Origin of the sequence: Brevibacillus sp. FSL L8-0520 (assembly GCF_037963895.1) — a bacterium.
Lineage (GTDB): Bacteria > Bacillota > Bacilli > Brevibacillales > Brevibacillaceae > Brevibacillus > Brevibacillus borstelensis.
Genome location: NZ_CP150171.1, coordinates 1125674 through 1142769, shown reverse-complemented (window position 1 = coordinate 1142769; position 17096 = coordinate 1125674). Strand labels below are relative to the sequence as shown.

18 protein-coding genes are annotated in these 17096 nt (G+C 52.7%); 5 read left to right on the top strand and 13 right to left on the bottom strand.

Annotation, left to right across the window (positions count from 1 at the left end):
• Positions 1-41: 41 nt before the first annotated feature.
• From ltrA to fabL, 8 genes are all read right to left on the bottom strand, one after another.
• Positions 42-1307 carry a group II intron reverse transcriptase/maturase gene (gene ltrA / locus NSQ24_RS05955; protein WP_024985202.1) on the bottom strand — a complete coding sequence of 422 codons (1266 nt, stop codon included), beginning with the start codon at positions 1305-1307 and terminating at the stop codon, positions 42-44.
• Positions 1308-1922: 615 nt separating this feature from the next.
• On the bottom strand, positions 1923-2153 hold the full coding sequence (locus NSQ24_RS05950) for a hypothetical protein (protein ID WP_003391591.1): 231 nt from the start codon (positions 2151-2153) through the stop codon (positions 1923-1925).
• A 49-nt stretch (positions 2154-2202) separates the two neighbouring features.
• The gene (locus NSQ24_RS05945; RefSeq protein ID WP_171506092.1) at positions 2203-3489 is read right to left on the bottom strand and encodes an MFS transporter; all 1287 of its coding nucleotides are present in this window, start codon (positions 3487-3489) and stop codon (positions 2203-2205) included.
• Positions 3490-3627: 138 nt separating this feature from the next.
• On the bottom strand, positions 3628-4836 hold the full coding sequence (locus tag NSQ24_RS05940; RefSeq protein ID WP_003391587.1) for an MFS transporter: 1209 nt from the start codon (positions 4834-4836) through the stop codon (positions 3628-3630).
• 20 nt (positions 4837-4856) lie between these two features.
• Positions 4857-6641: an ABC transporter ATP-binding protein gene (locus tag NSQ24_RS05935; RefSeq protein ID WP_024984698.1), complete on the bottom strand. Its 1785-nt coding sequence runs from the start codon at positions 6639-6641 to the stop codon at positions 4857-4859.
• Between the two features lie 128 nt (positions 6642-6769).
• The gene (locus NSQ24_RS05930; RefSeq protein WP_003391584.1) at positions 6770-7306 is read right to left on the bottom strand and encodes a DUF402 domain-containing protein; all 537 of its coding nucleotides are present in this window, start codon (positions 7304-7306) and stop codon (positions 6770-6772) included.
• A gap of 47 nt (positions 7307-7353) precedes the next feature.
• Positions 7354-7767, bottom strand: coding sequence for a GNAT family N-acetyltransferase (locus tag NSQ24_RS05925; RefSeq protein ID WP_003391582.1), 414 nt, complete (start codon positions 7765-7767; stop codon positions 7354-7356).
• Between the two features lie 126 nt (positions 7768-7893).
• Entirely contained in the window at positions 7894-8652 is a 759-nt protein-coding gene (fabL, locus tag NSQ24_RS05920; RefSeq protein WP_024984700.1) for an enoyl-[acyl-carrier-protein] reductase FabL, read from the bottom strand.
• Positions 8653-8846: 194 nt separating this feature from the next.
• On the opposite strand from fabL, the gene NSQ24_RS05915 reads away from it, so the two are divergent.
• A complete protein-coding gene (locus tag NSQ24_RS05915) occupies positions 8847-9071 on the top strand; it encodes a hypothetical protein (protein WP_243014774.1) in 225 nt (74 codons plus the stop codon).
• Positions 9072-9269: 198 nt separating this feature from the next.
• On the opposite strand, the gene NSQ24_RS05910 is transcribed toward NSQ24_RS05915, so the two are convergent.
• Complete coding sequence (locus tag NSQ24_RS05910) at positions 9270-11237, bottom strand: methyl-accepting chemotaxis protein (RefSeq protein WP_339167427.1); 1968 nt, start codon at positions 11235-11237, stop codon at positions 9270-9272.
• 513 nt (positions 11238-11750) lie between these two features.
• On the opposite strand from NSQ24_RS05910, the gene NSQ24_RS05905 reads away from it, so the two are divergent.
• Positions 11751-11906, top strand: coding sequence for a hypothetical protein (locus NSQ24_RS05905; protein ID WP_170208397.1), 156 nt, complete (start codon positions 11751-11753; stop codon positions 11904-11906).
• A gap of 134 nt (positions 11907-12040) precedes the next feature.
• Complete coding sequence (locus tag NSQ24_RS05900) at positions 12041-12199, top strand: YrzI family small protein (protein ID WP_003391572.1); 159 nt, start codon at positions 12041-12043, stop codon at positions 12197-12199.
• 27 nt (positions 12200-12226) lie between these two features.
• Here the strand turns inward: NSQ24_RS05900 and mutY are convergent, their stop codons facing one another.
• Both mutY and NSQ24_RS05890 read right to left on the bottom strand, forming a co-directional pair.
• Positions 12227-13339 carry an A/G-specific adenine glycosylase gene (gene mutY, locus NSQ24_RS05895; protein ID WP_024984701.1) on the bottom strand — a complete coding sequence of 371 codons (1113 nt, stop codon included), beginning with the start codon at positions 13337-13339 and terminating at the stop codon, positions 12227-12229.
• Positions 13340-13363: 24 nt separating this feature from the next.
• Positions 13364-13654, bottom strand: coding sequence for an MFS transporter (locus NSQ24_RS05890; RefSeq protein WP_024984702.1), 291 nt, complete (start codon positions 13652-13654; stop codon positions 13364-13366).
• A 212-nt stretch (positions 13655-13866) separates the two neighbouring features.
• Here NSQ24_RS05890 and NSQ24_RS05885 point away from each other — a divergent pair, with 212 nt between their 5' ends.
• Complete coding sequence (locus NSQ24_RS05885; RefSeq protein ID WP_003391566.1) at positions 13867-14868, top strand: metal-dependent hydrolase; 1002 nt, start codon at positions 13867-13869, stop codon at positions 14866-14868.
• A 144-nt stretch (positions 14869-15012) separates the two neighbouring features.
• Positions 15013-15558, top strand: coding sequence for a pyridoxamine 5'-phosphate oxidase family protein (locus NSQ24_RS05880; RefSeq protein WP_003391564.1), 546 nt, complete (start codon positions 15013-15015; stop codon positions 15556-15558).
• A 133-nt stretch (positions 15559-15691) separates the two neighbouring features.
• On the opposite strand, the gene NSQ24_RS05875 is transcribed toward NSQ24_RS05880, so the two are convergent.
• The gene (locus NSQ24_RS05875) at positions 15692-16147 is read right to left on the bottom strand and encodes a carboxymuconolactone decarboxylase family protein (RefSeq protein ID WP_024984703.1); all 456 of its coding nucleotides are present in this window, start codon (positions 16145-16147) and stop codon (positions 15692-15694) included.
• A gap of 86 nt (positions 16148-16233) precedes the next feature.
• The gene (locus tag NSQ24_RS05870) at positions 16234-17025 is read right to left on the bottom strand and encodes a class III extradiol ring-cleavage dioxygenase (protein WP_339167424.1); all 792 of its coding nucleotides are present in this window, start codon (positions 17023-17025) and stop codon (positions 16234-16236) included.
• Between the last annotated feature and the right edge of the window lie 71 nt (positions 17026-17096).

Below are 17096 nucleotides of genomic sequence, written 5' to 3'. Positions count from 1 at the left end.
TCCTCTCACACCACCGTACGTACCGTTCGGTATACGGCGGTTCACCAAGCTTGACGAATTTGAGAATATCGTTGCACTAAGCTTTTCAGCCCTTGTTGTTGCCAGTAGGCAATGCCGAGGGCTTTGTGTATATGCGGAGATTTTGTGGTACGCCATGCACCCTTGCGGGTATTTGCAATTTCAATGGCTTTTACGTGAGATATGCCAAGAGAACGAAGTTCTCGATATCTGGTTCTCACGCGTTTCCACTGCATCCACAAACAAAGACGGAGCCTGCGCCTTGTCCATTCCTCAATGGATTGTAGAATGCCCTTCGCGTCTGCAAGGGCGAAATATCCAATCCAGCCCATGAGGTACTGATTTATTCTTTCAATCCGCTTCTCCATCGAGATGCTCCACACCGGATTCGTGATCGTGCGGATTTTCTCTTTTAGCTTGAGGAGGGATTTGGGGTGGATGCGAATCCTTGTCTGTTTTGCAAAGGTAAAACTAAAGCCCAAGAATTTTCGTTTCCATGGTCGGTCTATCGCGCTTTTCTCCTCATTTACTTTTAGCCTTAGTACCTTCTCCAAGTGGTTTTGAATACTCTTCTTTACTCGTTCCCCTGCCCGTTTTGTTTTCACGTAGATATTACAATCGTCTGCGTAGCGGCAGAAACGGTGGCCTCTCTTTTCGAGTTCCTTGTCCAAATCATCAAGTAGGATATTTGCCAAAAGTGGGCTTAACGGCCCACCTTGCGGTGTTCCTTCACTTGATGTTGTACAGACGCCATTTATCATGATCCCCGCATTCAAGTAGGAACGAATCAGTCTTAAAATTCTCTTGTCCTGAACTTTTCGAGCCACACGGCTCATTAGAATATCATGATTTACGCGATCAAAGAATTTCTCTAGATCGATGTCCACCACGAAACGATATCCTTCGGAGATATACGCTTGCGCTTTCCTTACTGCCATGTGAGCGCTACGTTTTGGACGGAACCCATAGCTAGATTCCGAGAAGGTGGGGTCGAAGATCGGCGTTAACACTTGGAGGATGGCCTGCTGAATAAAGCGGTCTACCACGGTGGGAATGCCTAATAACCTTACACCACCGTCAGGTTTCGGGATTTCGACTCTGCGAACAGGTGAAGGTCTATAGGTTCCCCTTTCCATCTTCTCGCGGATGGCTTGCCAGTGTTCACGTAGATAATCGCGTAGTTGTTCGGTTGAAACACCATCGACTCCACCGACACCTTTGTTTTCCTCCACTCGTTGGAGTGCCATCCGTAAGTTTTCCCGTGATAAGACTTTTTCCAGCAAATCCATAATGATGTTCCTTCCTTCGCACATGCGGACTCCGTGCTTGCTGTACGATACTCAGCCCTCTTTTGTACCCTCGGGGCTTCACCCCTGCTCTTCAAAAGTAGTTCCTTGACAGAATTCTGCTTCGACGTACCGTATCAAAAGACATGGATCGCATGCTGACTTGATGTTCGGCCCTTCCCCATTCAAGCGTCCTCTACTCGGGTACTATGGCCTCTGCTGACTTCTGCATGTTCAGCGTCTCCTTACGGAGACGGTTACCAACAGTTGAAGGCGTTTCATGCAGACCTCCCCAGGTAAGAACGATAACTTTCATCCCATGTACCTGCCCAAGTTTACTACTGTATCCCTTGGCTGTATGGGGCTTTGTCTTGTTTGGCAGACTCGCCCGGATACAACAGCCTCAAATTGGGTTCGTGTACCTCAGGTCGGGATTTTGCCGCCGGCTTCCTTCAGATTCGACCTCGCGGTCGACACCCTTGCCTTGAGCTAACGGTTGGTACAGCCAACCCCCGTTCGGGACTTTCACCCTATAGCTATCGCCCATGCTGGGCGCACCAAGAAAAGGCCCTTTAGGACAAGGGCCTATTAAACAAGGGCCAACTAGCAACGGTTCCATCAAGTCAACACGCTGGAGACAAGTAGCAGGAGAACAAGGAGAAAGAATGCAGCGAGAAAGGAATAGCCAAAGACTCTCAGCCATTTCGGCATGGAGCGCATATCCACTGGCTTTGGCGGTCCCCCTCCTTCTGCTGCCTGGGCCTGTTCCAGCAGCGGATTGACAGGCTGATCAGCTATCGGGGGATTGCCTGCAGGCTGACTCTCATGTATTTTGGTCTTTCCCGTCATCCAGACTCACTCCCTTAAAAAAAAGCTGGGGCAAACACCTCAGCTTTTTCTATTTTTCACTCCATTCGGCTTGAGCGGAAAATGCTCCATTTCTTCGCAGCTTTATTCCGACAACAGCCGATGTGCCGAGCAGGACAAAGGCGAGTATATATACGGAGCGGACACCGGCCAAATCGGCAAGTCCCCCCATGATCAGTACGGATAAACCAAACGTAACCGAGTCCAATGTTCCCTTGGCTGACAGTACGAGCGGCAGGGAAGCAGGCGGAGACGCTTCCTGCAGCATCGTTTGCTTGGCTACCTGCTGGAGCTGGTAAAAAGGGCCGAGGGCAAAGGACAAAAGAAGCGCACTCCACGCCCATGTGCCAAGACCGAACAAAAGCGTGATCAGCCCGGAGAACAGCGTGCCTGTCAGAACAGCAGCCAGGAGCCGCGTGCGCATGCGATCAGCGCAAGCCAGCACTACAGCTCCGCCAGCGACCGAGCCCAGCATGTAGGCAGCATTGATGTATCCCCACCACTCTTCGCCTCTCTCAAGTACCGTATGAACGTAAGGAAGCAGGATGGCGGCCATCCAGACGGCTCCTGCCAAGCCTTCCAGCACTTCCATCTGCACGAGCAGCCGCAGCGGCCGCTGATTTGTGATCAGACGCCAGCCAGTCGTCCAGGACTGGGCTGCGTTATCATGCTCTTGCACAGCGCCTTTCAACGCTTTGTCGGGGTTGTCGGGTGTGGTGGCGGTGGATTTGTCGACGCTTTTTCCAAGCGGCCAAACCGCAAGCGTAGCTGCCACATAGGCAAAAAACGTTCCCCACAGCACATGCGCATATCCGAGCATAGCCACCAGCAATCCGCCAGCCGCCCAACCGGCAAACTGCAGCGTCTGGTCAGAGGTCGCCATCAGTCCATTCGCCCTTACCAGGCCGTCGCGCGGCACCAATGACGGAACCATGGCATTTCGCGCAGGGGAAGCCCAGCCGTCCAAAAAGGCGTTGGCAAAGACAAAGCCAAAAACAAGGAGCAATTTTCCCGTACCGAGCTGCTGGTCCGCCGCACTTGCATAACTGAGAAACAACGCGAGCAGGCCGAGCAGTATCGTTTTCAACCCTTGCGAAGCAAGCAAGGCCCCAGCCAGCGTGACCCGCCTGAAGAGCAGCGGCGCGAGCAATCCGCTGAGCGTTTGTGCCGCGACAAAGAGAATCGGGACAGCCCCCGTGTAAAGAGCCGATTGGGTCGAGACGTACACGGCTGATACGACTGCCACCACGTAAAATACATCGCCAAGATTGGCCAAAGACTGCCCGGAAAACAGCAGCCAATACCGTTTTGTGAACATGACAAATAAACCTCCTGTCGGTCTTCCAAACAAATTATGCTTTTGATAGCTTCTGTTTGGGTGAACAAGCCGACAAGAGGTTTACAATGGAGGAATACTCCTTTCACGAACAGTGTTATGTAAATCAATCTTACTTGATCAGGTCCCTTCCTGCAAGACTTCCTTTTTCCGGAAAAAGCTGAAGTATACCCAGCCTGCATTGATGAGCAAAAACGCACTGGTCATCCAGAAAACGCCGTTGATGCTCACGTAGCCCGCCATAAAGCCGCCGATCATCGGCCCCAGCATGCTTCCGATGCTGACAAAGCTGTTATTGTATCCGTAGACCCGGCTGACCATATGAGTCGGGGTGGCACGGCGGAGCAAGGCATTGACCGATGGGAGCAGTCCTCCGAGCGACAAGCCCAAAAGGAAGCGCAGCAGCACCAATTGCCATACGGCGGTGACAAAGCCTTGAGGGATGAACAACAGTCCGGCAACCAGCAAGCAGCCGAGAAGCACTTTTTGCGAGCCGAATCGGTCGCCAAAACGGCCCAAACGAGGAGCTGCCAGCACATTTGCCGTTCCCATCGCGGCTTGGACGATCCCCGCCCAGAGGGCTACGTTGCCCGCACTGCCCAAGAGAATACCGATGTAGACTGGCAGGATGGGGATGATGCTAAAGAGAGCAAACTGAATCATGACCGTCACAAAAAACAGAACAGGGAGCTTCTTGGATGAAAAAATCATGCGAAAATCATCGCGCAGACTGGTCCGCTCCTTTTCTTCCGGCGGAACGAACGTCTCTTTTACCGTAAAGGTGATCACGAGTGTAGCCAGTAAAAGCAGGGAGCCTGTAACGACAAATATCATCCGAAACCCGATACGTGGTTCCAAAAGCCCGCCAAACAGCGGACCCATGATGGACCCTGCTGTAATAAAGGATTGCAGAAGTCCCTGAGCCCAGCCAATCTGCTCCTTCGGCGTTGAAGAAGCGACGAGGGCGGTACTCGCCGGGATAATACCGCCAACCATCCCGTTCAACAGCCTGAGGCCAAGCAGCATCCACAGGGAGTTGGCAAAGCCAGTCGCTGCGATTATGATGGACATGAAATAGCCGGAGCGCAAAATCATGATTTTGCGCCCGTACTTGTCAGCCAGATTGCCCCAGATCGGAGAAACGAGACCAGCCGTCAAAAAGTTGGCGCCAAAAATGACTCCTGCCCAGGCAGTCACTTCATGAGGGTCTTCGACGCCAAAATCCTGTTGGATGTACAACGGCAAAAACGGCATGATCATGCTCATTCCCATCATCACGACAAAAAGAGCCCCGCACAGTACGTATAAGTTGCGTCGCCAAGATTCCATTGGCGCTTCCCCCCTCCTTCTTACAAGGCCGGCTGCTGCTCGCCGGGAGTGCCCAGATCCTGCACGTGCCACAGATTGTGATACACGCCTTTTTGCTCCAGCAGCTCTTCGTGGCGACCCTGTTCCACAATTCGTCCTTCTTTCATCACGACGATCTTGTCCGCGTGGGTGATCGTCGACAATCTGTGCGCCACAATGATTGTCGTCCGTCCATTAGTCAGGCGGGCGAGCGACTCCTGGATCATATGCTCCGACTCCAGATCGAGCGCCGAAGTCGCTTCATCCAGGATGAGAATGCCCGGGTCCCGCAAAAAGACGCGGGCTATCGCGATCCGCTGCTTTTGCCCCCCGGACAGCTTTACACCACGCTCGCCAAGCTCCGTGTCATAGCCCTCCGGCAGGTCCATGATAAAGTCATGCGCATTGGCAGCCTTGGCCGCTTCGATCACGGCTTCCTCCGTTGCATCCGGATTGCCCATCATGATATTTATGCGTGCCGATTCGCTGAACAAAATATTGTCCTGCAGCACCATGCCGATATGGCTGCGCAGGTTTTGCTGCTTGACGTCCCGAATGTCGACGCCGTCAACGGTAATGCGCCCTTCCGTCACATCCCAGAAGCGGGGCAGCAGGCTGATCAAGGAAGACTTGCCTCCCCCCGACATCCCGACGATGGCTACTGTTTCGCCAGGCCGAATCGTCAGGTTTATCTTTTCCAGCACCAGCGGCCCTTCATCCCGATAGCGAAACGAAACGTCTTCAAAGCGAACCTCCCCGCGAATTCTGCCTGTCTCCGGATTGACGGGGAGCACACCAGCATCGGGTTTGTCTGTAATATCATAGGATTCATCAATAAATTCAAACATCCGGTCCATCGAAGCCACGGCTTGCGTCAATGTCGTCGAGGAGTTCACGAGACGGCGCAGCGGTGTATAGAGACGGTCCAGGTATGCGTAAAAAGCGACCAGTGTCCCGATCGACATCGTGCCGTTGATGACCTGATAGCCCGCATAAGAAATGACGAGCAGCGGGGCGATATCCGTAATCGTGTTGACAACGGCAAACGTATTTGCATTCCAGCGTGTCAGCGCCAGCGCCTTCTTCAGAAAATGATCGTTCTCTTTGGCAAACTGTTTGTTTTCATGCTCTTCGAGAGCAAAGCTCCGAATCATCGACATCCCGTTGATCCGCTCGTGCAGATGGCCTTGCAGATGAGCCAGCGCTGCCGATCTTTCCCGCGTCAACTGACGCAGCCTTTTGTAGAAATACTTGACGGAAAATCCGTACAGCGGGAAAACGAGGATGGACACTACCGTCAACTCCGCGTCCATGTAAATCATCACCCCGAGCGTCATCCCGATGGTGATCAGATCCAGCCACAGATTCATCAAGCCCGTATCGATAAAGCTCTTCGTCGACTCGACGTCGTTTATGACCCGCGAAATGACCTCGCCCGTCTTGTGATTGTTGTAATAGCGCATCGACAGTCGCTGCAGGTGATCAAACAGCTGGTTGCGGATGTCAAACAAAATGCGGCTGGACACCCATTGGGCAAAGTACTGACGATAGTATTCCACAGGGGCGCGGATTACAGTAAAAACGAGAAACGCTCCTGCCATCAGCCAAAACAGATGTGTCAGCTTTTCCGACTGGGGCATCGGACTGGGCAATAGATCATCGATTACATACTTGATGATCAGCGGCAGGAGCAACGGTATGGAAAACTTGATGATGCCGATAAAAATCGTCCCGATAATTTGCTTGGCATACGGCTTTACATACTTCATGTAGCGACGGATACTCAAAGCCCGTTCCTCCTTTTACATGCTCCGTCTAATCGAAAACCTGCCGGATTTTATTTTTGCCATTCATAGAAAACCCGAAAGCAGGCCGCCAAACAAGGAAATCCCTCCCCCGTCAATCGGGAAAGGGATTATTCCTCGTCCTCACGCACCAAAAGGTAGCGCTCATACCAGCGTTGGACAAATCCGTTTTGAAAAGGGCCTCGTCTCAGACGCACCCATTCCAGCACCTCCCGCAATGCGCTTTGTACGCGCTCAACGACTACAGGCGGATAATTCATCTGCTTGCCGTGCAAGAGAAACTCCTCTTCGTCGAGAATCGTGTACGTCATATCGGGAAACACCTTTACGTCCAGATCGTAATCGATGTAGCTCAAGAGATTCCCCTTCAGGCTAAACGGGGAACCGATGTTGCAATAGTAGTAAATCCCATCGTCCCGAATCATGGCGATGGTATTAAACCACTGCCCGCGACCAAACGTGCAGATTGCCGGCTCACGTGTACGCCACTCCCGGCCGTCAGACTCTGTCACTTTTACTCGATCGTTGCCGCCAATCACTACTGCATCACTGGTGTGGATTAGTGTCGTCTTATCCCAGATGCGATGCAGGGAGTGGTCGTGTTTATAGCTTTCAATGCGGATAATGGAGCCCGGAGCTGGCGACATGACCCTCCCCTTTCTTCTCTTCTCTATCTGAATGGGGACAGCCTCCCTTAGGAAGAGAGCTTTTTGGAAAGTGTAACATATTTTTGCATCTCATAGCCAAGTGAATGATAAAAAGGAAGTACTTCAGGATTGCCTTGATTCACCATAATCAGGACGCGATTGACCCCACGCTGTTTGAAGCGCTTCTCGATCGCCTCCACCAGTTTCCGGCCTATACCTGCACCCTGCAAGCGGGGGAGAACTGCCAAACGGTAAAAATAAGCCCGTGTCCCGTCAATGGTACCGACAACCACACCGACCACTTCACCCTCTTTTTCTGCTACCATTACCAGATCGCTGTCCCATGCAAGCTGCTTGGCCAGATCATTCAGCGACTCTGCTTCTTGTTCCTCCAAACCGGTTTCTTGCCAAATGCGAGTAATTGCGGAATAGTCACCGAGCCGAAACGGACGAATCAGCATAAGTTGCCTCCTTCGATGCCTTCTTTTTCTATTGTACACCAAAAAGGACAAGTTTGTCTCCGTATGAAGATGCAAAAGAGGGGTGGAGGCTTGCTTGCCTTCCGATCCCCTCTGGCTTTTTTTGAATTATGTCAGCAGAGAAATGCCTCCATCGACAATCAGGGTTTGTCCCCGAACCATCGATGCTTTGTCGGAAAGAAGGAACATGACCGCATTGGCCAGGTCCTCCGGTTCCACGATCCGTCCCGCAGGCGTGCGCTTTGCAGAATCCGCGAGAAGTTCCTCCCGGTTAGGGAAATGGCGCAGCGCGTCCGTATCAACCGCACCGCCCGACACTGCGTTTACGACAATGTTGTGCGGCGCCAATTCTACTGCGAGATAGCGGGTGAGCGCCTCGACAGCCGCTTTGGATACGCCCACCGAAGTATAGTTGTCCAGAACGCGGATCGAACCCAGGCTGGAAAGGCTGACGATCTTTCCGCCTTCGCCGGTCTTGATCATCAATTTCGCCGCTTCCTGGGCGCAGAACAGAAGCGCTTTGCTGTTGATATCCATCGTCCAGTCCCAGTGGCTCTCCTCCAGCTCCATCAAAGGACGCAGCACCCCGGAGGCTGCATTGTTCACAAATACATCGAGACGGCCAAATTCACGGTCGATTTCCGCAAACAGCTCTTTGATTTTTTCTACATCCCCGACATTGGCTTTGACCAAATGGACGCGAACCCCTTTTGCCTCCAGCTCTGCTGCCGCTTCCCGGGCGGCGGAACGGTTCCGCAAATAGTTCAAGACGAGATCATAGCCCTGTTCGGCGAGCTGCAATGCAATCGCTTTGCCGATCCCGCGCGTTCCCCCTGTCACCAGTGCCACCTTTTTTGTTGTATTCATAAGGTTACCCTCCTGCTACACCAACTATTAATATCAGGTACTAAATATTTCGTACTTATTATACATCTCCGCTTTGGCAATTGCCACCCGTCAAAAGACATAACGACAGAAGCCCGCTCCGTCCGGGATGGAAACGAGTCAGGTCAGCCATACTACGATAAGAACGGTTTGAGCGGAAAGGGGACTGTATTTCTATGTATATTGGCCGAGATTTGTCCGAATTAACGATGACATCGCTGGACGACTGGGAGTTGAATGAATTGCTTTACTACCACCACTCGATGTCGCAGTTGACTGCCTATCTGAACGCAGAAGGAACCTCCATGCACGCCAAAATCATCAAAGAGCTGGAATCCCGAGGTCCTGTCGGCGGAGACGGCGGAGGCTGGGATCATTCTTCTGCCCCCATTTACGACTAAACGAAGGGAGGTCAGTTTCAGTGAAAACCAGGAACCGACAGCTCGGCGCCATTATTGCGATCGTCGCTTTCAGTCTCGCGGCAATGATCGGCTTGATTTTCATGTTTTGGGTCTAAACCTGGCGCCCGTGCAGCAGCTAAAGCTTTTCGGCTGGCAGCAAGCAGAAAAGGCCGAGGAATCCCCGGCCCTGCATCTTTTTTATGTCTGAAAGCGGGCGACCTGCTCCTGCAGATGAGCCGCCATTTTCTCCAGTTCCACCGCAGCCAAGGCGATTTCCTCCATGGATGCGAGCTGTTCCTCCGCTGCTGCAGACACGCTTTGTGTACCCTCTGAGCTGAGTAGAGACAGCTCCGCTATACTGCGAATGGATTCGCTTACCTGACGGGTACGGGCGGACATGCGCTGGGTCGCTTCGGAAACCTCGCCGATTTGTTTTGCTACTTCCCCGACAGATATACGGATTTGGTCAAAGGACTGTCCAGCAATGGAAACCTTCTCGATCCCGGCAGTCACCTCTTCACGGCTTCGCTTCATCACTTCGACGGCTGTTTGCGTCTCTGACTGGATTGACTGGATCAGCATGGCGATTTGCTGGGCGGAATCCGACGACTGTTCCGCCAGTTTGCGGACCTCATCAGCCACGACGGAAAAACCGCGTCCAGACTCGCCTGCCCGTGCCGCCTCAATCGCAGCGTTCAAGGCGAGCAGGTTCGTTTGCTTGGCAATATTGGCGATCAGCTCCACGATGCTGCCGATTGCCTGGGAACGGCCGCCCAAGCTCTGTATCACTTCAGCCAAGTCCTGAATGCTTTGATTGGAGGCTTTCATCTGCAGAACAGCTTCCTGAACCGATTGATCGCCCTCGCTGGCAAGCCGGGCTGTTTGCCGGGCGGCAGAGGACACCTGGCTCGCATAGCTGGCAATTTGGTCGATCCCTTGTGCAAGCTGCTCCGAAGCTTCCGAGCTTTTCTGTGTGTGCTGCACCTGCTGGTCCCCTCCGACGGCCATCTCCTGGATCGTCGTGGCGATCTGCTCCGTTGCCTTGCTCGTCTGGTCTGCACTGGCTGACAGCTCCTCTGCAGACGAAGCCAATTGCTCTACCGAATGTTTGATCGTGGCAAGCAATGTTCGCAACGATTGCGCCATGTGGTTAAAACTGTGGCCAAGCTTGCCGAATTCGTCTTCGGCTTCAACGGTTACCTGCTGGGAAATGTCTCCCTGACCCATGCGTTCTGCTGCTGCAGTCAAGCGCTTGAGTGCGCCAAGCATCCTTCTTAAAATGACAAAGACGAGCACGCTCCCGAGAGCCAGCGCCATTGCCGTAATCCACAGCGTCTTCTGAAAAATCGGGCTGGCTACCCGATCGGCCTCTGCCTGATACATCAGCCCCATCAGCTTCCAGCCAGTTTGACGGTTCGTCACATAAACAGCACCTGCCGACTCACCAGCGTCGGCAAGATCAAACCGCCCCGTCTCTTCCGCATACAAGGAGTCCATCCACGGCTCCTTGTTTTCGTCCTCTGGCTTGAGTGAAGGATGGACGAGAATGCGGCGGGCTTTGTCATAAATGGCGACGTATCCCGTCTCGCCGATCTTCGCTTGCTTGACAGTCTCCTCCAAAGTACCGAGGTGCAAATCCATCCCGATTACACCCGAGCGGTCTGTCAGAGCCTGTGCAATACCGACGACGATGCTGCCTGATGCCGCATCTACATACGGATCGATGATAATCGGCTCATTCGGATTTGCCATGGCCGCCTGATACCAGGGCCTCGTTCGCGGATCGTATCCATCCGGCAGCTTCGTATCCGATCCCATCAGCATAATGCCGGTCTTTGTCCCGATGTATATCTCGCCCACCTCCTTATGGGTGGAAAGAAAGCTTTTTAATCGTTGCTTCAGAGCGGCAAGCTGGCCGGGTGCCAGTTGACTTTCCCCTGTTGTCTCGGCAAAGAAATGAATCGACTGCTCTTGTGCCGTAAGCATTCGCTCAAGCAGCTCGTCAACCAGCCGCACGTTTTCGTGAGCTGCGCTCAGCAGCTGCTCTGCGAGCTGTTCCTTTGCGCTCTGATACGATAGCAGTCCCAGTACGAGTGTCGGGATCATCAGTATCGCTGCAAATGTCGCTATCAATTTCGTTCTGACCGATGTCTTCCTCTTCCGCAATGGCGAACGCCCCTTTGTCTCTTTTGTCCTCTTCTATCTACCCTTTTCGTTGAAATGAAAAACTGGATAAAAATACTAATTACCTCCATATATTTTGTAAGCATATATAAAAAATTTGATCTGACTGAAATTGCTGAATTTGTTGTCAGAATTTATTTTCTTTTATTTTTTTGGCAAAAAGTCCTTTACAATGAGAAAAATTTGCCATATTCTAAGAGTACGATTTTTATCAACCATTTTAAGGAAGGAGGCAAACAACATGATGATGGTAACTATCGCAGCACTCGATCTAGCATTGGTTTCCAAAACTTCATATGACAGCGCCTCCTGGACGAACGAATCGTAGCATTGTAAGAACTGCCTTTCTTACTCATACCCTATTCGTTGCATACCAGACCGCAGGCGTTGTAGCTTGTGGTCTTTTTGATTCCCATTTTCTTCGTTACAAAGACCGTAGGCCCTGGCCCGCGGTCTTTTTATATCCATTTTCCCCTTGAGAGGAGGTGATTCGAGATGGTAGTCAACTTTTTGTTCTTCACGATCAAAATCGAGCGTAACAACGCTGCACAGCGCATGGCTGAGTACAACTGTGAACGCTACTTGCAAGAACGCGCAGACGCGCAAGCGATGCAAGCTGCCCAGTACCCTGATTTTGCGATTCGCGGGTAAGACTTTGAAAGGATAACCAAGGAGGGATGTCAGATGAGAAATAAAATTCGCCGTCAGAAAATGAGATTCACAGGAGTCAAATCGATAGAAGGCGGCTGACTGACTATATTCGTCCCTGTAGGAGGGGTAGCACCATGTATATTCCAATGATTTTCTTCAGCATTATCATCGAGAAGCGTGTATTGTCTCCAGAGGAAGTCGAGGCGCGTTACCAGCAGGAGCAATTCATCCGGGAATGGGAAGAGAAGCGCTTGCTTCAGGCGGCCCAGTTCCCTGAATACTGCCGCTGGTAAGCCATAAATAGCGAAAAAAAGCGACCATCAGCGGTCGCTTTTTAGCTTTTCCACAATTTTTTGATGGGCAACAGGGAGCGCGAGGGACGAGATCTCTTCCAGGGTAACAAAACGGGCATCGGAAGGGAGCTCCCCTCCGTCAATCCAGTCGCAAAGCCATACCTCCATGTTCCAATGCAGATGCGAGAACGTATGCTGCACCTCCATCAATGGCTCAAGCACCTCCGCATCCTGGCCAAAACGGCTGCTCAAGCCATCCAGCAGTGTTTGCTGCTTGACTGACGGCGCGTCTGCATCGGTTTCCACCATCGGAAACTGCCACATCCCGGCAAGCAGCCCCTGCTCCGGCCGCCTGTTCATCAATACGCGATCCCCGTGCCGGACAACGGCTACCTGCAGATTGACGGGGCGCGGCGGTTTCGCCTTGCCTTTTACCGGCAGTTCTTCCTGGACGCCTTCGCGACGGGCCAGACAGTAATCAAACACCGGGCACGTCAAGCACTGCGGAGTCCTCGGCACACACACAAGCGCGCCCAGCTCCATTAGCGCCTGATTGAAATCTCCCGCTCTGCCTTCGGGTATGACCTGTCTGACGAGATGCTCGACTTTTATCCGCGTTGCCGGTTTGGCAATGTCATCGGTCATGAGCAGCAGACGCGAAAAAACGCGCATGACATTGCCGTCCACGGCCGGCTCCGGTTTTTCGTAGGCGATACTGAGAATCGCGCCCGCCGTATATGGACCGATTCCTTTCAGTGTCGCGATTTCTTCGGGCTTGTCCGGCACGACGCCGCCGTAGCGGGTCTTGACCTCCCGGGCAGCGCTTTGCAAATTGCGGGCACGCGAGTAATACCCCAGCCCTTCCCATGCCTTCAGCACCTCTTCCTCAGGTGCGTCGGCCAAAGCCTCTACGGTCGGGAACTTTTCCATAAAGTTTTGGTAATACGGTTTTACCGTTTCGACTCTCGTTTGCTGCAGCATGATTTCCGAAACCCAGATCCGGTACGGGTCCCGATTGATTCGCCAGGGGAGATCACGCTTCTGGCCGTCGTACCAGGCCAACAGATCGCGTGAGAATCCAAAAACATGAAATTCCTCGGGTAGTGTATACGTCAATGCTTTTTTTTGCTTTCCTGCCATACTTGTCTGCACAAACTCCTTTTCTCACGCCAATTGGACAGGCTGAAACGCCCATACGTGCAATTTGGCTGCCCCTCCCGCTATACAGGCGCAGAAGTCCTGATCGGCAAGTCGCCATGCTTTTATCGCTTCGTATTGTTCGACACTCTCTACATGAAAGGCTTCGACGTACAATCCGGGCTGGTCATATCCTTCCCAGCAGCGGTATTCACGCGCTCCCTTCTCGCCGATTCTGTCCGGCATTTCTGCCAACAGGCGAAGATACTGGTCGCGCATGGATTCTTCGATTTTGTATTCGATGAAAACGATGAGCACGTTGTCCCTCTCCTTTCCGGTCCCTTTCATCATACCTGCCCATTTCCAAAGGAACAAGGATACTTTTTTTCAGCCGAAAAGGGAATTTTCCCATCTAACACGCTATAATAACTGATAAGAAACCTCAATGGAGGCACTCTCAAGATGCGCTACCGCGTTTGATGCGGCAACATATTTTTGCCCGAACGAAAAGGAGGGAGCATCCGCACCTCATGGATACTGCAACGCACTTTGCAATGGGCTTCGGCTTGGCCGGTCTCGCCCATCTTGATCCTGTCGTGGCTTCGACACCGGGATTGGCAGAGGCGGTCATGATCGGAACCGTCATCGGTTCACAAGCACCTGACTTGGATGGATTCACCCGTATTCGAGGAAGTGCCGCTTACATCCGCCACCACCGTGGAGTCTCTCACTCCATTCCGGCGCTGTCTATCTGGACAGCCGCGGTCTTCGCCCTCGTGCAGGCCATTTCCCCGCAAGTTCATTGGCTGCACCTGCTCGGCTGGATTTTTGTCGCTGTCTGTCTCCACGTATTCGTCGATCTGTTTAACGCCTACGGAACAAAAGGGTTGTATCCGTTTCACAACAAGTGGATCGCCTGGAATGTCATTTTTATTTTCGATCCGTTTATCTTCGCCGCCCATGTGACCGGCCTGATGCTGTGGGGCGCGGGGGCTGATCCGGGACATGTTTTCTTATGGGTGTATCTGTCGCTTATTCCGTATTACTTCTGGCGCTGGCAAGTGAACAAACGAACGACCGAAGCGGTTCGCGCATACATCGGCAAAGCGGGAACCTACACAGTCATTCCTACGCTCTCCTGGAATCAGTGGACGTTTGTCGTCCAGACAAATCAGCATTGGTACGTCGGGGAAGTCCACGGCGGCGAGGTCAGTATCCTGGATGTTTTCACCATCAAGCCGGAGAATGAACTGATTGCCGTCGCCAAGACTGACAAGAAGGTACAGGCGTTTCTTTCCTTTGTGCGTCATGCGCATGTCGAGACCAGAAAGCAGCCGTTTGGCTACGAAGTAAGATGGTTTGATCTGCGTTATCGGGCCAGGTATTCCGGAAAAAGCCATTATATGTTCGTAGCCGTGGTCTATTTGGATAACGATATGAATATCCGCGACTCGTTCGTGGGCTGGATTCATCGCGGGGAAGAGCAGCTTGCCAAAAAGCTCGATCCGGACAAAGAAATTCAAATGGGATAATCGTCAAGCAAAGCGCTTGCTCTCGGGCAGGCGCTTTTTATTTGCCCAATCTGACCCGATGCAAAAAGAATAAATTGACCCTTTCCGAAAGGTCAGAATCCTCCTATCATGGACGTACATCCTACATCGAACGGAGGAGATCCTTTGTTTCCCATCCGCTATTCCAAACGCACAGTTACTGATCAAGACCAAATCGATGCCTTTCTCACGCAAGCCAGGATCGGCCACCTCGGTCTGACTGACGGAGAAGAGCCTTATGTCGTTCCGCTGAATTTTAGCTGGCTAAACGGCAATATCTACTTTCACGGAGCAGATTCCGGCAGAAAAGTCGAGATGATCGCCAAAAACGCCCGCGTCTGTTTTAGCGTTTGCGACGAATACGGAACGATCGCTGATCCGGTGCCGGCTCTCACCGACACAGCCTACATGAGTGCCATGGTTTTCGGCAAGGTGGAGCGGGTCGAGGAGCCGGAAGAAATGCGCGATGCCCTGCAAGCCATGCTGGACAAATACGTTCCCGGCTACTACCCGGAGCCGCTTTCCTTGCAGCATGTAGTGAAGTACCGCTCTTCGATGGGAAGCGTCGCAGCCGTTTTTCGGATCAAACCCGATGCGATCACCGCGAAAGGAAATCCGCTGCCGGAGAAGAATGCCTTTTATCCCGGCCGTACCCGGCAGATGGATGTGTAAACAACACCTCTACATCAAAAAGACACGTCTGATCCCCGGGCGCCGCGACCTGTAAGCTCGGTCGCCGCACACTGCAGGACAGCGTGTCTTTTTTGTCATTCATAAACATCTATCGCGTAGGGCGATTCATCCATTACCGTACCGGCAAGTCAGCAGGGGCGCTCATTCCGGTAGCAATCGCCAACCGGTTCCAGGAGTTGATCGTGTTGATAGCCATCAGCAGGGAGACGGTTTCCTCCTCGCTGAAATGCTTCTGTACGTTCTGGAACACCGCTTCCGGAACGCCCTCTTTTGCGATCAGCGTAACGGCTTCCGTCAGAGCCAGTGCCGCCCGCTCTGCTTCGGTGTACACATCCGCTTCTCTCCAGGCATTGAGCAGATAGAGGCGCTGCTCAGTCTCGCCGTTTTCTCTCGCTTCACGAGTGTGCATGTCAAGGCAGTATGCGCAGCCGTTCAACTGGGACGCCCGCGTTTTCACCAGCTCCAGAAGCTTGTGGTCCAACCCGCTGCTGCGGACGAATTTCTCCATTTGCAGCATTGTTTGGAAAGCCTGGGGATTTGCCTTGCGATATTCCATTCTCGGTTTCATTGCCATCGATCCTCTCTCTTGTGATTTCTCGTTCGTACTTGAAACGAGAAACCCCTCGAGTTTGTGACCGGTTTTTCGAGATTTTTTTATTTCGCCCCAAATTTCCAGATGACATGGCTGAGGCTGCCATAGCGAAAGCTGATATGCTCCCTGGCTGCCGTTCGGTCTTCATCGGCAGCGCCCATCGCATAGAGCAGGGGAACGAAATGCTCGCTTCCGTGCAAAGGAACAGCCTGCCGGGCATACGGAGCAAGCGTATCGTAGCGGAACAAGGACTCCAGATCCCAAGCCTCGATCCTGTCCCGCAGCCATTCTTCAAACGCAACGGCCCACTCGTCTCCCTCCTCCGTATCGGAGCGCATACTCATGTAGGCAAAATTGTGTACCGTTCCTCCGCTGCCGATGATCAAGACACCGTCCTCGCGGAAAGCTTGCAGGGCTTTGCTAATCGCATACTGCTCTTCCGCTGAAAGCTGCGGATTGACCGAGAGCGAGACGACTGGAATATCTGCTTCCGGGTACATCATCCGCAAGACGACCCATGCCCCGTGATCCAGCCCGCGGACCGGCTCTGCCGTTGCCGGAATGTTATTCTCTGCGAAAATGCGCAATGCCTCGGCAGCCAGAGCGGGATCGCCTTTGGCCGGGTACTGAATTTCATACAGCTCACGAGGAAAGCCGCCAAAATCGTGGATGGTAGCGTTGAGCTTTGTCGTCCCGACAGCCTGAACGCGGCTCTCCCAGTGGGCGGAAAAAATCAGGATGGCCCTCGGACGAGGCAGTTCCTCCCCCAGTTGCTTCAGTGCTTCCGTATATTGATTCCGCTCAATCGCAAGCAGCGGCGCTCCATGAGCGAGGAAAAGCGATGGCATTTTCATGGTGCAAGACACCTTCCTTTTGTACACTTAATTACCTTTAGTAAGTATTATATCTCATTCCTTCCATACTT

Coding starts and splice junctions, on each gene's coding strand:
- NSQ24_RS05900 (WP_003391572.1), top strand. CDS start 12,041: ATGTATATTCCAATGATTTTCTTCAGCATTATCATCGAGAAGCGTGTA.
- NSQ24_RS05875 (WP_024984703.1), bottom strand. CDS start 16,147: ATGAAACCGAGAATGGAATATCGCAAGGCAAATCCCCAGGCTTTCCAA.
- NSQ24_RS05885 (WP_003391566.1), top strand. CDS start 13,867: ATGGATACTGCAACGCACTTTGCAATGGGCTTCGGCTTGGCCGGTCTC.
- NSQ24_RS05925 (WP_003391582.1), bottom strand. CDS start 7,767: ATGCTGATTCGTCCGTTTCGGCTCGGTGACTATTCCGCAATTACTCGC.
- NSQ24_RS05870 (WP_339167424.1), bottom strand. CDS start 17,025: ATGAAAATGCCATCGCTTTTCCTCGCTCATGGAGCGCCGCTGCTTGCG.
- NSQ24_RS05915 (WP_243014774.1), top strand. CDS start 8,847: ATGTATATTGGCCGAGATTTGTCCGAATTAACGATGACATCGCTGGAC.
- NSQ24_RS05950 (WP_003391591.1), bottom strand. CDS start 2,153: ATGACGGGAAAGACCAAAATACATGAGAGTCAGCCTGCAGGCAATCCC.
- NSQ24_RS05905 (WP_170208397.1), top strand. CDS start 11,751: ATGGTAGTCAACTTTTTGTTCTTCACGATCAAAATCGAGCGTAACAAC.
- ltrA (WP_024985202.1), bottom strand. CDS start 1,307: ATGGATTTGCTGGAAAAAGTCTTATCACGGGAAAACTTACGGATGGCA.
- fabL (WP_024984700.1), bottom strand. CDS start 8,652: ATGAATACAACAAAAAAGGTGGCACTGGTGACAGGGGGAACGCGCGGG.
- NSQ24_RS05945 (WP_171506092.1), bottom strand. CDS start 3,489: ATGTTCACAAAACGGTATTGGCTGCTGTTTTCCGGGCAGTCTTTGGCC.
- NSQ24_RS05940 (WP_003391587.1), bottom strand. CDS start 4,836: ATGGAATCTTGGCGACGCAACTTATACGTACTGTGCGGGGCTCTTTTT.
- mutY (WP_024984701.1), bottom strand. CDS start 13,339: ATGGCAGGAAAGCAAAAAAAAGCATTGACGTATACACTACCCGAGGAA.
- NSQ24_RS05930 (WP_003391584.1), bottom strand. CDS start 7,306: ATGTCGCCAGCTCCGGGCTCCATTATCCGCATTGAAAGCTATAAACAC.